Annotated in this window: 9 protein-coding genes and 1 riboswitch; of the genes, 8 read left to right on the top strand and 1 reads right to left on the bottom strand. The window is 73.1% G+C overall.

Features of this window, described 5'->3' with window-relative positions; all coding sequences use genetic code 11:
* Positions 1–265 precede the first annotated feature (265 nt).
* The 8 genes from ACWD3O_RS03455 (at position 266) to ACWD3O_RS03420 (ending at position 11,606) form a co-directional block, all read left to right on the top strand.
* Positions 266–1,645 carry a Cys-Gln thioester bond-forming surface protein gene (locus tag ACWD3O_RS03455; RefSeq protein ID WP_451410871.1) on the top strand — a complete coding sequence of 460 codons (1,380 nt, stop codon included), beginning with the start codon at positions 266–268 and terminating at the stop codon, positions 1,643–1,645.
* Between the two features lie 318 nt (positions 1,646–1,963).
* Positions 1,964–3,496 carry an aldehyde dehydrogenase family protein gene (locus ACWD3O_RS03450; RefSeq protein WP_451414722.1) on the top strand — a complete coding sequence of 511 codons (1,533 nt, stop codon included), beginning with the start codon at positions 1,964–1,966 and terminating at the stop codon, positions 3,494–3,496.
* Between the two features lie 64 nt (positions 3,497–3,560).
* The gene (locus ACWD3O_RS03445) at positions 3,561–5,114 is read left to right on the top strand and encodes a GMC family oxidoreductase (protein WP_451414721.1); all 1,554 of its coding nucleotides are present in this window, start codon (positions 3,561–3,563) and stop codon (positions 5,112–5,114) included.
* Positions 5,111–6,211, top strand: coding sequence for a quaternary amine ABC transporter ATP-binding protein (locus tag ACWD3O_RS03440; protein WP_451414720.1), 1,101 nt, complete (start codon positions 5,111–5,113; stop codon positions 6,209–6,211). Before ACWD3O_RS03445 ends, ACWD3O_RS03440 begins: the two co-directional genes overlap by 4 nt.
* Before the next feature lie 178 nt (positions 6,212–6,389).
* Positions 6,390–8,609 carry an ABC transporter permease subunit gene (locus ACWD3O_RS03435; RefSeq protein WP_451414719.1) on the top strand — a complete coding sequence of 740 codons (2,220 nt, stop codon included), beginning with the start codon at positions 6,390–6,392 and terminating at the stop codon, positions 8,607–8,609.
* A gap of 190 nt (positions 8,610–8,799) precedes the next feature.
* A complete protein-coding gene (locus ACWD3O_RS03430) occupies positions 8,800–9,789 on the top strand; it encodes an ABC transporter substrate-binding protein (protein WP_451414718.1) in 990 nt (329 codons plus the stop codon).
* A 318-nt stretch (positions 9,790–10,107) separates the two neighbouring features.
* Complete coding sequence (locus tag ACWD3O_RS03425; RefSeq protein WP_451410866.1) at positions 10,108–10,413, top strand: hypothetical protein; 306 nt, start codon at positions 10,108–10,110, stop codon at positions 10,411–10,413.
* Positions 10,414–10,421: 8 nt separating this feature from the next.
* Positions 10,422–11,606, top strand: a complete 1,185-nt coding sequence (locus tag ACWD3O_RS03420; protein ID WP_451414717.1) for a glutathionylspermidine synthase family protein — start codon at positions 10,422–10,424, stop codon at positions 11,604–11,606.
* On the opposite strand, the gene ACWD3O_RS03415 is transcribed toward ACWD3O_RS03420, so the two are convergent.
* Positions 11,596–12,762 (bottom strand): acyltransferase family protein, encoded by a 1,167-nt coding sequence (locus ACWD3O_RS03415; RefSeq protein WP_451414716.1) that lies wholly within the window; start codon positions 12,760–12,762, stop codon positions 11,596–11,598. The genes ACWD3O_RS03420 and ACWD3O_RS03415 overlap by 11 nt on opposite strands.
* Positions 12,763–12,969: 207 nt before the next feature.
* Positions 12,970–13,059: riboswitch (ZMP/ZTP riboswitch) on the top strand.
* Positions 13,060–13,068 lie beyond the last annotated feature (9 nt).

The raw sequence follows: 13,068 nt of genomic DNA, 5'->3' as shown, positions 1-13,068 counted from the left end.
ACTTCACGCCACGACCGGACGGAACCGGCCACGCGACCCCGGGTGCAACGTGGGCAACAGGGACAACTCGCGCGCTTCGCAGGGGATTTCGGAACCACGGGAACCAGGTGTTCCAGCGTGTGATTATCATGTGGCACTCGGTCGCGTTCGCGACCGTTCGCAAGCACCCCCAGGTCTTGGGGAGTTGCAGATTTCGCGGGCTGGTGTGCGCTCTCCGTCAGTCTGTTGCCGTGACGTGACGCTGCCACGCCCGGAGGGGAAACCTATGTTCCGTATACGGAGACGTGCCACCGCGCGGCTGTCCGCCGCGATACTCGTCGCCGGTCTCAGTGTCGGCGGCTCCCTCGCCACCGCGGGCGTCGCCGCCGCCGACGACGCCCCGGCCGGCGGAGCCACGGCGACGCTCAGGGACGAGATGGCCTACAAGGGCGACGCCACCATCGACGGCGACGACGTCCCCGCCGGCCTCTTCCAGATGGACGTGGCGGGCGGCGGTGGCACGCTGCAGACCTACTGCATCGACGCGCACACCGACACGGCCTTCCGGGCCTCCTACCGGGAAGCCTCCTGGGCCCAGTCCTCCCTGGCCAACAACCCTGACGCGGGCAAGATCCACTGGATCCTGAAGAACTCCTTCCCGCAGGTGAGCGACGTCGCCGCGCTCGCGAAGCAGGCCGGGATCACGGGTGAGCTGACCAAGGACGACGCCGCCGCCGGCACCCAGGTCGCCATCTGGCGCTACTCGGACCACGTGAAGGCCGAGGCGAAGGACACCGAGGCGGAGGCCCTCGCCGACTACCTCGAGGAGCAGGCCAAGACCAAGGCCGTCGAGGAGCCGGCCGCGTCGCTCTCGCTGAGCTCGGCGTCCGTGGCGGGCAAGGCGGGCGAGAAGCTCGGCCCCGTCACCGTCACCACCAACGCCGGAAGTGTCGCGGTCAAGGTCGCCGGTGCGGGCGTCCAGGTCGTCGACGGGTCGGGCAACCCGGTCACCAGCGCTTCCAACGGCACCGAGCTGTACCTGGACGTTCCGGCCGCCACCCCGGCCGGCACCGCCACCGTCACCCTCGAAGGGTCGCTGGCCCTGTCGGTCGGCCGGGCGTTCGTCGGCGAGAAGGTGCGGACCCAGACCCAGATCCTCGCCGGTTCCACGGAGAGCAAGGTCGCCGCGTCCTTCACCGCCACGTGGGGCGAGAAGGACCACACCGGCCCCGTGCTCGCGGCCGAGGCCGTGAAGAACTGCGCCAAGGGCGGCGTCGACGTCAAGGTCACCAACAGCGGTGACGAGGCGGGCGAGGTCACCGTCGGCGGCGAGAAGCACACCGTCGAGGCGGGCAAGGACGTCACCGTCACCGTTCCGGTGAAGGAGGACGCCGAGTACAGCATCGCCGTGACCGGTCCGAACGGTCTCGACCAGACCTTCACCGGCGTGCTCGACTGCCAGACCGCCGGCGACGGCGGCTCCGAGAGCCCCGCGCCCTCCACCGCACCGAGCCCGGCCGGTGAGCAGGGCGGCAACGCCGACGGCGGCAACCTCGCCGAGACCGGCAGCAACAGCGCCACCCCGGTGATCGCCGGTGTCGCCGTGGCGCTGGTGGTCGTGGGCGGCGTCACCATGGTGGTGCTGCGCAAGCGCCGGACCTCCTGACCCGGCGGTCCGACGACCCGGTGCCGCCGTCCTGAGCGCACGTCCTGACCAGCGGGCGCTCGCACGGAGGCACGGAGGGGCGGTCCCCGTCACCGGGGACCGCCCCTTTCTCGTGCCCACTGCCTGTCATGCTCGCGACATTCAGCGCCGCACGCCCCCGCGCTATGTCCGGATTGCCCGCCGGATTCGGTGACTCATTCCACTTTCCGCGCCGAATCCGCATGCGCCTCGCCCGCTCGGGCAGGCGCAGCCGGTCCCCGAGGGTCACACCGTGGTGACTCAGGGATATGGCACAGCAAGGGAAGGCGATACGGCAGCATGGACCATAGAAACGAAGGTCAATTCGGGACACGTCGCACCATTTCCGCGGGGGGAGAATGGCGCGAGGCGGTCTCGGGGGCGACCCGGGAGGTGCTCGACCCGGCGGACGGACGGCCGTTCGCCGTCGTCGCCGAGGGCGACGAGCGGGACGTCGACCTCGCCGTGGAGGCCGCGCGCCGCGCCTTCGACTGCGGGCAGGGCGTCTGGCCCCGCACCCCGGCCGCTCGGCGCGCGGACGTCCTGCGCCGCACCGCCGAACTGCTCCGCCGCGACCGCGAGGAGCTGGGGCGGCTGGAGGCCCGCGACGCCGGCAAGACCGTCGAGGAGGGCCGCGTCGACATCGACTGCGTGGCCGACGCGTTCCGGTACTTCGCGGACCTGGTCGCGGCCGAGGCGCCCGGCCGGGTGGTCGACGCGGGCAGCGACGAGATCCACAGCGTGGTCGTGCACGAGCCGGTCGGCGTCTGCGCGCTGATCACTCCGTGGAACTACCCGCTGCTCCAGGCCAGTTGGAAGATCGCCCCGGCGCTGGCCGCGGGCAACACCTTCGTGGTCAAGCCCAGCGAGATCACCCCGCTCTCCACCGTCGCGCTGATCCGCCTCCTCGAAGAGGCCGGACTTCCCGCCGGGGTGGCCAACATCGTCACCGGCCCGGGGCACAGCGTGGGCGCCCGGATGGCCGAGCACCCCGACGTCGGCCTGGTCTCGTTCACCGGCGGCCTGGTCAGCGGCACCAAGGTGGCCAAGGCGGCCGCGGACACCGCCAAGAAGGTCGCGCTGGAGCTCGGCGGCAAGAACCCCAACGTGGTCTTCGCCGACGCCTGCGCCACCGAGGAGGGCTTCGACACCGCGGTCGACCAGGCGCTCAACGCGGCGTTCGTCCACAGCGGCCAGGTCTGCTCCGCGGGCGGCCGGCTGATCGTCGAGGAGGCGGTGAAGGAACGGTTCGTCGGTGAACTGGCCCGCCGCGCCGCGCGGATCCGGATCGGCCGAGGCACCGCCGAGGGCGTCGAGGTTGGTCCCATGGTCTCCGCCGCGCAGCGCGCGAAGACCGAGGAGTACGTGGCCTCCGCGCTCGCCGACGGCGCCGTGCTGCGCGCCGGCGGCCGCCGTCCGGAGCCGTCCGAGGACCGTCCCGAGGGCGGCTTCTACTACCTGCCCACCGTCCTCGACGACTGCGACCGTTCGATGCGCGTGGTCCGCGAGGAGGTCTTCGGTCCGGTCCTGACCGTGGAGACCTTCCGCACCGAGGACGAGGCCGTCGCGCTGGCCAACGACACCGAGTACGGGCTGGCCGGGGCCGTGTGGACCGCCGACGCGGGCCGCGCCCGCCGGGTCGCCGGCCGACTGCGCCACGGCACCGTCTGGATCAACGACTTCCACCCCTACCTGCCGCAGGCGGAGTGGGGCGGGTTCGGGAAGAGCGGCGTCGGCCGCGAGCTCGGTCCCGCCGGGCTCGCCGAGTACCGCGAGACCAAGCACGTCTACCAGAACCTCGCCCCCCGCCCGGTCCGGTGGTTCGCGGGCTGACCCGCCCGCCCGACCGCCCCTTCTCCCGCACACGCATTTTCGAGTTTCAGGAGGACCTCCTCCCATGACCACCTCCCCCACCCCCGGCACGCCCCGACCCACCGAGTACGACTACGTGGTGGTCGGCGGCGGCACCGCCGGCTCGGTGATCGCCGCCCGGCTCACCGAGAACCCGGACGTCACCGTCGCCGTCATCGAGGGCGGCCCCAGCGACCGCGACCGCGAGGACGTGCTGACCCTGCGCCGCTGGATGGGCCTGCTCGGCGGCGACCTCGACTACGACTACCCGACCGTCGAGCAGCCCCGCGGCAACTCCCACATCCGCCACAGCCGCGCCAAGGTGCTCGGCGGCTGCTCCTCGCACAACACCCTGATCTCCTTCAAGCCGCTGCCCTCCGACTGGGACGAGTGGGAGGAGGCGGGCGCCAAGGGCTGGAACGCGGTGGCCATGGAGGCCTACTTCGCGCGCCTGCAGAACAACATCGTCCCGGTGGACGAGAAGGACCGGAACGCCATCGCCCGGGACTTCGTGGACGCCGCGCAGAAGGCGACCGGGGTGCCGCGCGTCGAGGGCTTCAACAAGAAGCCCTTCGCGGAGGGCGTCGGCTTCTTCGACCTGGCCTACCACCCGGAGGACAACAAGCGCTCCTCCGCCTCGGTGGCCTACCTGCACCCGATCATGGACGACCGCGCCAACCTCCACCTGTGGCTGGAGACCTGGGCGTACAAGCTGCACCTGGAGGGCACCCGCGCCGAGGGCGTGCACGTGCGCACCAAGGACGGCGCCGAGCACCTGGTCCGTGCCCGCCGCGAGGTGCTGCTGTGCGCCGGAGCCGTGGACACCCCGCGGCTGCTGCTGCACTCCGGCATCGGCCCCCGCCAGGACCTGGAGGCGCTGGGCATCCCCGTCGTCCAGGACCTGCCGGGCGTGGGGGAGAACCTGCTGGACCACCCCGAGTCGGTGATCGTCTGGGAGACCGACGGCCCGATCCCGGAGAACTCCGCGATGGACTCCGACGCAGGCCTCTTCGTCCGCCGCGACCCCGGGCACGCGGGCCCGGACCTGATGTTCCACTTCTACCAGGTGCCCTTCACCGACAACCCGGAGCGCCTCGGCTACCGGCGGCCCGAGCACGGCGTGTCGATGACGCCGAACATCCCCAAGCCGCGGAGCCGCGGCCGCCTCTACCTGACCAGCGCCGACCCCGAGGTCAAACCCGCTCTGGACTTCCGGTACTTCACCGACGAGGACGACCACGACGCCCGGACCCTGGTCGACGGCATCCGCATCGCCCGCGAGATCGCGCGGACCGAGCCGCTGGCCGGCTGGCTCAAGCGCGAGGTCTGCCCCGGCCCGGGGATCACCTCCGACGAGGAACTGAGCGAGTACGCCCGCAAGGTCGCGCACACCGTCTACCACCCCGCCGGCACCTGCCGGATGGGCGCCGCCGACGACGAGGCGGCCGTCGTCGATCCCGAACTGCGGATCCGCGGCCTGCAGAACATCCGCGTCGCCGACGCCTCGGTCTTCCCGACCATGACCGCCGTCAACCCGATGATCGGCGTGCTGATGGTCGGGGAGAAGGCCGCCGAGCTGGTCGGGGGCGACGCCCGATGACCGTCACGGACACCACGGAGCACACCACCATGAGCAGTCCCGAGTCCGCCGCCGCGCCCGTCTTCTCGGTCCGCGGCCTGTGGAAGGTCTTCGGCCCCAAGGCCGACCGCATCCCCGGCGACCAGGAGCTGGCGGGCCTCTCGCAGGCCGAGCTGCGGGAGCGCACCGGCTGCACCGCCGCCGTCCGCGACGTCTCCTTCGACGTCCACCAGGGCGAGGTCTTCGTCGTGATGGGCCTCTCCGGCTCCGGCAAGTCCACGCTGGTGCGCTGCCTGACCCGGCTGATCGAACCGACCTCCGGCGCCCTGGAGTTCGACGGTGACGACCTGCTCGCCATGGACAAGGACAAGCTGCGCGAACTGCGCCGCCGCCGCGCCTCCATGGTGTTCCAGCACTTCGGGCTGCTGCCGCACCGCACCGTGCTGGACAACGTCGCCTACGGCCTGGAGATCCAGGGCGTCGGCCGCGCCGAACGCCGCGCCCGCGCCGCCGAGATGGTCGCCAAGGTCGGTCTCGACGGCCTGGAGAACCGCCGCCCCGGCCAGCTCTCCGGCGGCCAGCAGCAGCGCGTCGGCCTCGCCCGCGCGCTCGCCGTCGACCCCGAGGTCCTGCTCTTCGACGAGCCCTTCAGCGCCCTGGACCCGCTGATCCGCCGTGACATGCAGGAGGAGGTCATCCGCCTCCACCGCGAGGAGGGCCGGACCATGGTCTTCATCACCCACGACCTCGGCGAGGCACTGCGGGTCGGCGACCGCATCGCGCTGATGCGCGACGGCGAGGTCGTCCAGCTCGGCACCCCCGAGGAGATCGTCGGCTCCCCGGCCGACGCGTACGTCCGCGACTTCGTCCGGGACGTGCCGCGCGAGCAGGTCATGACGGTGCGCCGGGCCATGCGCCCGCTCGCCTCCGGTGAGGTGGCCGACGGCCCCGTGGTCGCCCCGACCGCCACCGTCTCCGAGGCCGTCGAGGCCGTCGCCCGCACCGGGTCGCCCGCCCGGGTGATGGAGAACGGCCGCTGCCTCGGTGTCGTCGACCAGGACGGCCTGCTGCGCGTGGTCGCCGGCCTGGGCGCCGGCCGCGAGGAGGTGGCCGCCTGATGCGCCGCTGCCTCCACGGCCCCGCCCCCGTGCCGACGGCCGCCCGCCGCGGCCCGCACGCCCCGTCGCACCCCGGCACGCCCCGGCCGGTCTCCGGTCCCGTCCCGCCCCGGGGCCCCGCGCGGAGGCCGGTGACCCGGATCCGGCCCGCGGCCGCCGGCGGAAGGAGGCGATGCGCATGAGCACCGCCACCGACCCCACCCGCACCGGCCGCGCCGACGACCACCGGGACGGCCGCGCCGAAGGACATGCCGAGGGAAGTGGCGCGGACCGCGCCGAGGGACGTTCCGCGGGCCGCGCCGCGGGCCCTGCCGCCGAGCGCACCGCCCCGGCCGGCGACCGCCCCACCACCTGGCGCGGCACCGACTCCGCCTCCCCGCCGGCCCCCGGCGGGAAGACCACCGGCACCCCCGGCGAGGACACCACCGGCCGCGCCGCCGCCCCGTCCCGGCTGCGCGCGGCCCTGGCCGGACGCCCCGCCCTGCGCCGGCTGCTCCCGCTGCTCGCCGCCGCGGTGGTCCTGATCCCCGTGGCCGCCGCCCTCTGGGGCAGCGGCGGATGGCCGCAGCAGCTCGCCGTCGACGTCAAGACGCCGCTGGACGACGCCTACGACTGGGTGATCGACAACCGCGAGACCAACCCCGTCTTCCTCTACTTCCTGCTCCACCTGAGCAACTGGGCGGAGATCTCGGTCGACGCCGTCACCGTCTTCCTGCTCCAGCTCGGCTGGTTCGGCGTGATCGCCGCCGCGGTCCTGCTGGCCTGGCGGGTCGGCGGCGCCGGCCTGCGCGGGCTGCGCACCGCGGGCGTGGCCCTGGCCGCGTTCGCCGTCTGCGGCGTCCTCGACATGTGGGAAGCCACCATGGAGACGCTGGCGCTCATGGTGGTCGCGGTGGCCGTCTCCGTGGCGATCGGCCTGCTCCTGGGCCTCGCCGCCGGACTCTCCGACCGCTTCGACCGCTTCCTGCGGCCGGTGCTGGACACCATGCAGATCATGCCGGCGTTCGCCTACCTGCTGCCGCTGGTGCTGCTCTTCCAGATCGGCGTGCCCGCCGCGCTGATCGCCACCGTGATCTACGCCGTCCCGCCGATGGCCCGCCTGACCTCGCTCGGCCTGCGCGGCGCGGACCAGGGAGTGCTGGAGGCCGTCCGCTCGCTGGGCGCCGGCCCGGTGCAGCGACTGCTGACCGCCCGCCTGCCGCTGGCCCGCAAGGAGATCCTGCTGGGCCTCAACCAGACGATCATGATGGCGCTGTCGATGGTCACCATCGCCTCGGTCGTCGGGGCCGGCGGCCTCGGCGAGGAGGTCTTCAGCGCCCTGTCCACCGTGGACGTCGGCAACGCCCTGGCGGCCGGCATCCCGATCGTGCTGCTCGCCGTCTGGCTGGACCGCACCACCGCGGTCGCCGGCCAGCGGGTCGCCGAGGGCGCCGACCACGAGGCGACCGGTGTGCGCGCGCTGCTGCACGGCTGGCGGGCCTGGGCGCTGGTCGCGGCGGTGTTCGCCGTGGTCGTGCCGCTCGGCCGGAAGTTCCTCATCGAGGAGTGGCCCGAGCTGTGGGTCGTGGAGATCGCCCGGCCGGTCAACGAGGCCGTGCAGTGGTTCACCGCCCACCTCGCCACCGGCGTGCCCGTGGTCGGCGGCACCCGGGTGTGGGCCGACGGCTTCACCACCGGGGTGCTCTCCCCGCTCCGCGACGGCCTGCAGGCGATGCCCTGGTGGTCGCTGGTGCTGGTCGCGGCCGTCCTCGGCCTGCTGGCCGGCGGGTGGAAGGCCATGTGCACGGCCGCCGCCTCCCTCGCGCTGATCGGTGTGATCGGCGTGTGGGACAAGTCCCTCGACACCCTCTCCCAGGCGATCGCCGGCGTGGTCCTCACCCTGGTGCTCGGCTTCGCCGTGGGCGTCGTCGCCGCCCGGGTCGGCTGGGTGGAACGGGCGCTGCGCCCGGTGCTGGACGTGCTGCAGACGCTGCCGCAGTTCATCTACCTCATCCCGGTGGTCGCCCTGTTCAACGTGGGCCGCTCCGCCGCCGTCGCCGCGGCCGTGCTGTACGCGCTCCCCGCCGTCGTGCGGATCACCGTGCAGGGCCTGAAGCAGGTCGACGCCGGCACCCTCGAGGCGTCCCGGTCGCTGGGCGCCGGCACCTTCCAGCAGATCCGCCAGGTGCAGCTCCCGCTGGCGCGGCCGGCGCTGATGCTCGCCCTCAACCAGGGCGTGGTGCTGGTCCTCGCCATGGTCATCGTCGGCGGCTTCGTCGGCTCCGGCGCGCTGGGCTACGACGTGGTCTACGGCCTGCAGAAGAGCGAGCTGGGCACCGGTCTCGCGGCCGGCGTCGCCATCGTCCTGCTCGGCGTCGCCCTCGACCGCGCCACCCAGCGCCGTAGCCCCACGGCCTGACGACCCACCAGCTGACAGCTCACCGGCTGCCGGCTCACCGCCTGACAGCCCACCACCCGACACCCTGCCCGGCCGGGGCGCCCCCGCCCCGGCCGGCGCCGAGCCGGTTTCCCGTGCCCCGGCCGCCGTGGCGAGCCCCGCGCCGCCCCGGCGGTCCGGCCGGACCCGAACGAACGGAACGAGAGAAACCATGAAGCCCCTGCGCCCGTCCCGCATGACCCGCACGTCCCGCCCGACCCGTGTCGCCGTCGCCGCCACCGCCGTGCTCGCCGCCACCGGCCTGAGCGCCTGCGGCGCGGCCGACACCGGCGCCACCGCCTCCTCCGGCGGGGCCGGGGACAAGGTCACCATCGCGGTGCCGTCCTGGGTCGGCGCCGAGGCGAACGCCGCCGTCGCCGCCCACATCCTGGAGCAGGAGTACGACGTCCGCGTCGAGAAGACCCAGATCGACGAGTCGGTCGCCTTCGACGGGCTGGACAGCGGCAAGATCGACGCCATCCTCGAGGACTGGGGCGGCGCCCCCGACAAGATCGAGAAGTACGTCGACGAGCGGAAGAGCGTGGTGTCCGCCGGCGACCTCGGCGTCACCGGGAAGATCGGCTGGTTCGTGCCGGAGTACCTGGCCGAGAAGCACCCGGACATCACCGACTGGAAGAACCTCGACAAGTACGCGGACCTGTTCCGCACCGCGGAGAGCGGCGACAAGGGCCAGCTGCTCGAGGGCTCGCCGTCGTACACCACCAACGACGACGCGCTGGTGAAGAACCTCGACCTCGACTTCAAGACCGTCTACGCCGGCTCCGAGGCCGCGCAGATCACCCAGATCCAGCAGAGCTACAAGGCCAGGAAGCCCTTCCTGACCTACTGGTGGACCCCGAACTGGGTCAACGAGGACGTCAAGATGGTCGAGGTGAAGCTCCCCGGGTGGACCGAGGGCTGCGACGACGACCCCAAGGCCGTCGACTGCGGCTACCCCGAGACCCCGCTGCAGAAGTACCTCAACGCCGACTTCGCGAAGGACGGCGGCAAGCCGGCCGAGTTCCTCAAGCGGATGCAGTGGACCGAGGAGGACCAGAACGAGGTCGCCGCGATGATCGCCGGGGAGCGGATGAGCCCGGAGGACGCCGCCGAGAAGTGGGTGGCCGAGAACGAGGACGTCTGGAAGGCCTGGCTGGCCTGAGGCCGCCCCGGGCCCTGAGCACCCGTTCCGGGCCCTGAGGCCCGCCCCGGCAGGCATTCCGCCCGTCCCCGACGGGTAGGGAGACCGGCGGGCGGTGAACCTGACACCACCGCCCGGGGCCCCGCGGGACACCCCCGTCCATGGGACGGACGGTGCCCGTGGGGCCCTTGTCATGGGACCGACATTGCTCTCCCGCGCGGAGATCCCTAGGCTGCCGGGCGTAGCGCGACGCTGCACACCTGTGCGGAGGGAACCGAACGAGTGCCTCCGGGTGTCTTGGCGTCGGGCACCGCTCGCACCGATCCGGGGGGAAACACCATGGCACAGAAGCAGCGCCGGCGGCTGCGCTCCAGCACGGTCGTCCTGGGCGGCATGGGCGTCGTCGCGGCGACCCTGACGTCCTGCAGCTCCGAGCCCGACCGGCGTTGCGTCGACACCGACAGCTACGAGTACGCCAACGGCTACCGGATCGTCGCGGACTCCAACTGCTCGTCGTACACGAGCGGCAGCGACTGGTACTACGACGCCGACGTCGAGGACGGCTGGGCCGAGGACGGCACCTTCGACCGCGAGGAGGCCGTCGACCGCAACGGCTTCGGCTGCAGCGGCAGCGGCGGGGGCTGACCGGACCCGTGGAACGCCGCACCACCGAACCCCGCGCCGGCTGGCAGGAGACCGTCGAGGCGCAGGGCCTGATCTACCCGCTCACCCGCCACCCCGACGGCGAGCTGCGCCCGTACTGGGACGAGAGCGCGTACTACGTCTTCTCGCTGCCCGAGGTCGAGGCGCTGGAGGAGGTCGTCGAGGAGCTGCACGGCATGTGCCTGGCGGCGGCCGACTTCATCGTGCGGGAGAAGCGGTTCGCGGACCTCGGCATCACCGACGGGCGGGTGGCCGCGGCCATCGCCGAGTCCTGGCGCCGCCGCGACGAGGTCCCCTCCGTCTACGGCCGGTTCGACCTGCGCTACGACGGCACCGGCCCGGCCAAGATGCTGGAGTACAACGCCGACACGCCGACCTCCCTGGTCGAGGCCGCCAGCCCGCAGTGGTTCTGGATGGAGGAGCGCTTCCCCGGCGCCGACCAGTGGAACTCCCTGCACGAGCGGCTGGTGGAGGCCTGGCGCAGCCAGGCGCACCTGCTGCCGCCCGGCGCCCCGCTCCACTTCGCCCACACGGCGGGCGACGAGCTGGGCGAGGACCTGATGACGGTCGCGTACCTGATGGAGACCGCCGAGCAGGCCGGACTGCGGACCGAGTGGATCTCCATGGAGGACATCGGCTGGGACCGGCTGAGCCGCCGCTTCGTCGACAAGAAGCTCCGCTTCATCCGCAGCTGCTTCAAGCTCTACCCGTGGGAGTGGCTGACCACCGACCGCTTCGGGCCGCAGGCGATGAGCACCCTCGACCTCGGCGGCGGCACGGGCTCGACGCTGTGGATCGAGCCGATGTGGAAGATGCTGCTCAGCAACAAGGCGCTGCTGGCGATCCTCTGGGAGCTGTACCCCGGCCACCCCAACCTGCTCGCCTCCTACGTGGATGGCCCGCGCGAACTCGCCGGCACCACCGGCTACGTCACCAAGCCGCTGCTCGGCCGCGAGGGCGCGGGCGTGACGGTCCACGAGGCCGGACCCGGGGCGCCGGCCCCGGACCAGCCCTGCTGCTACCAGGAGCTGGCCCCGCTGCCGTCCTTCGACGGCAACCGGGTGGTGCTGGGGGCCTGGGTGGTCCAGGGCGAGGCGGCGGGCCTCGGCATCCGGGAGTCGGACGGCCTGGTGACCGACGGCTACGCGCGCTTCCTGCCGCACGTCATCCTCTGAGCCGCGCGCCGTCCTGGGCGGTGCCGTCCTGCCGCGCGCCGTCCTGCCGTGCGCCGGCAGTCGGGCCGGCCTGCCCCGCGGTCTGAGGGCGCAGCAGCAGGCCCACCGGTGGCCGGGTCAGCGGCCGGGCCAGGCGGCGCACCGGGGTCGAGCCGAGCACCATGGCAAGCAGCACCGCGCAGGCCACCAGGCCGGCCACCTCCAGCGGCCGGTCCACCCGTTCGATCACGCCCTTCTCGCGGAACGGCAGGATCACCAGTGGGTGGAGCAGGTAGATGGTGAAGCCGCCGGCGCCCATGGAGGAGATCAGCGGCAGCCGCCGGCGCGGCATCACCCGCAGCAGGCAGAGCACCAGCACGGCCGCGCAGGCCAGCACCGTCAGGCGGATCAGCCAGGCCCACTCCAGGCTCATCGGGTCGTCGGGGGAGTACGCGTGCCGCATCGACAGCCAGCGGCCCTCGACGTCCCGGTGCCACAGCAGGCCGACGGCGGCGGACGCCACGATGCCGGCCACCGCCACCGGCAGCGTCCAGCGGCGGGTGAACCAGGAGGCGAGACCGCCCTGCCCGATCCACCAGCCGAGGTAGAACAGCGGCAGGTAGACCAGGGTGCGGGAGGCCGAGAACTGCATGCCGAACTCGGGCAGGTAGCCCACCCCGAGCGCCACGACCGTGGTCGTCGCCAGCGGGAACCGCAGCTGGACCACCAGCGGCAGGAACAGCCGCCAGAAGAACAGCGACATCAGGAACCAGAGGTTCCAGGGGAGCTGGGCGACGTGCACCTGGAACTCCGCGCCCAGCGCCCAGTTCTCCAGCGAGAACAGCAGCCCGAAGAGCAGCCCGGGCAGCGCGATGGACTGGACGAGGGAGCGCAGCGGGCGGGCCCCGAGCGGTCCCGCGCTGCTGAACACGCCGGCCAGCAGCACGAACGTCGGCACCCGGAACGCCCAGGCGCCGAGCTGGAAGGCGTGCAGCGCGTCGATCCGGGGGAGCAGGCTGCCCACGGTGTGCAGCACGACGATCAGCGTGGCGGCCACGAAGCGGGCGTTGTCCCACCACGGGTCCCGGGTGCTCGCCGCGGCGGCCCGGGGCGACGGGGCCGCCGCCGCCTCGGCGAGGGGGAGGGGCGCGGGCAGCGTTCTCGGGGTGGTGGTCATCGGGCGGCGGACTCCTGGAACGGGCCGCGGGCGGTGCGGCGGCGGGGCGACGGGCGACGGCGGGGCGACGGGTGGGGCCGGTGGTGATGCGCGGGGCCGGTGCAGGCTAGGCGCGCCACCCGTCGCCCGGGTGAACACCGGGTGGACTGCGGCCCCCGTCCGCCCCGGGACCGTCACGCACGCCGGACGCGGGTGCCCGGTAGGGTGGCTCCGGGCCGTGACTGGCGCGCTGGGATGGGACGGACCATCGGGGAGCGGCCCGCAGAACGACACGTGCCGTGCGCCTGGGCCACACCGTGACCGCAC

The sequence above is a fragment of the Streptomyces sp. NPDC002640 genome, from assembly GCF_053592575.1.
The sequence above is the reverse complement of the archived record's forward strand: the minus strand, read 5'-3'. Positions and strand labels throughout refer to the sequence as shown.

Excerpts from the sequence above, each read along its gene's own strand:
- ACWD3O_RS03455 (WP_451410871.1), top strand. The coding sequence starts at position 266 with ATGTTCCGTATACGGAGACGTGCCACCGCGCGGCTGTCCGCCGCGATA.
- ACWD3O_RS03450 (WP_451414722.1), top strand. The coding sequence starts at position 1,964 with ATGGACCATAGAAACGAAGGTCAATTCGGGACACGTCGCACCATTTCC.
- ACWD3O_RS03445 (WP_451414721.1), top strand. The coding sequence starts at position 3,561 with ATGACCACCTCCCCCACCCCCGGCACGCCCCGACCCACCGAGTACGAC.
- ACWD3O_RS03440 (WP_451414720.1), top strand. The coding sequence starts at position 5,111 with ATGACCGTCACGGACACCACGGAGCACACCACCATGAGCAGTCCCGAG.
- ACWD3O_RS03435 (WP_451414719.1), top strand. The coding sequence starts at position 6,390 with ATGAGCACCGCCACCGACCCCACCCGCACCGGCCGCGCCGACGACCAC.
- ACWD3O_RS03430 (WP_451414718.1), top strand. The coding sequence starts at position 8,800 with ATGAAGCCCCTGCGCCCGTCCCGCATGACCCGCACGTCCCGCCCGACC.
- ACWD3O_RS03425 (WP_451410866.1), top strand. The coding sequence starts at position 10,108 with ATGGCACAGAAGCAGCGCCGGCGGCTGCGCTCCAGCACGGTCGTCCTG.
- ACWD3O_RS03415 (WP_451414716.1), bottom strand. The coding sequence starts at position 12,762 with ATGACCACCACCCCGAGAACGCTGCCCGCGCCCCTCCCCCTCGCCGAG.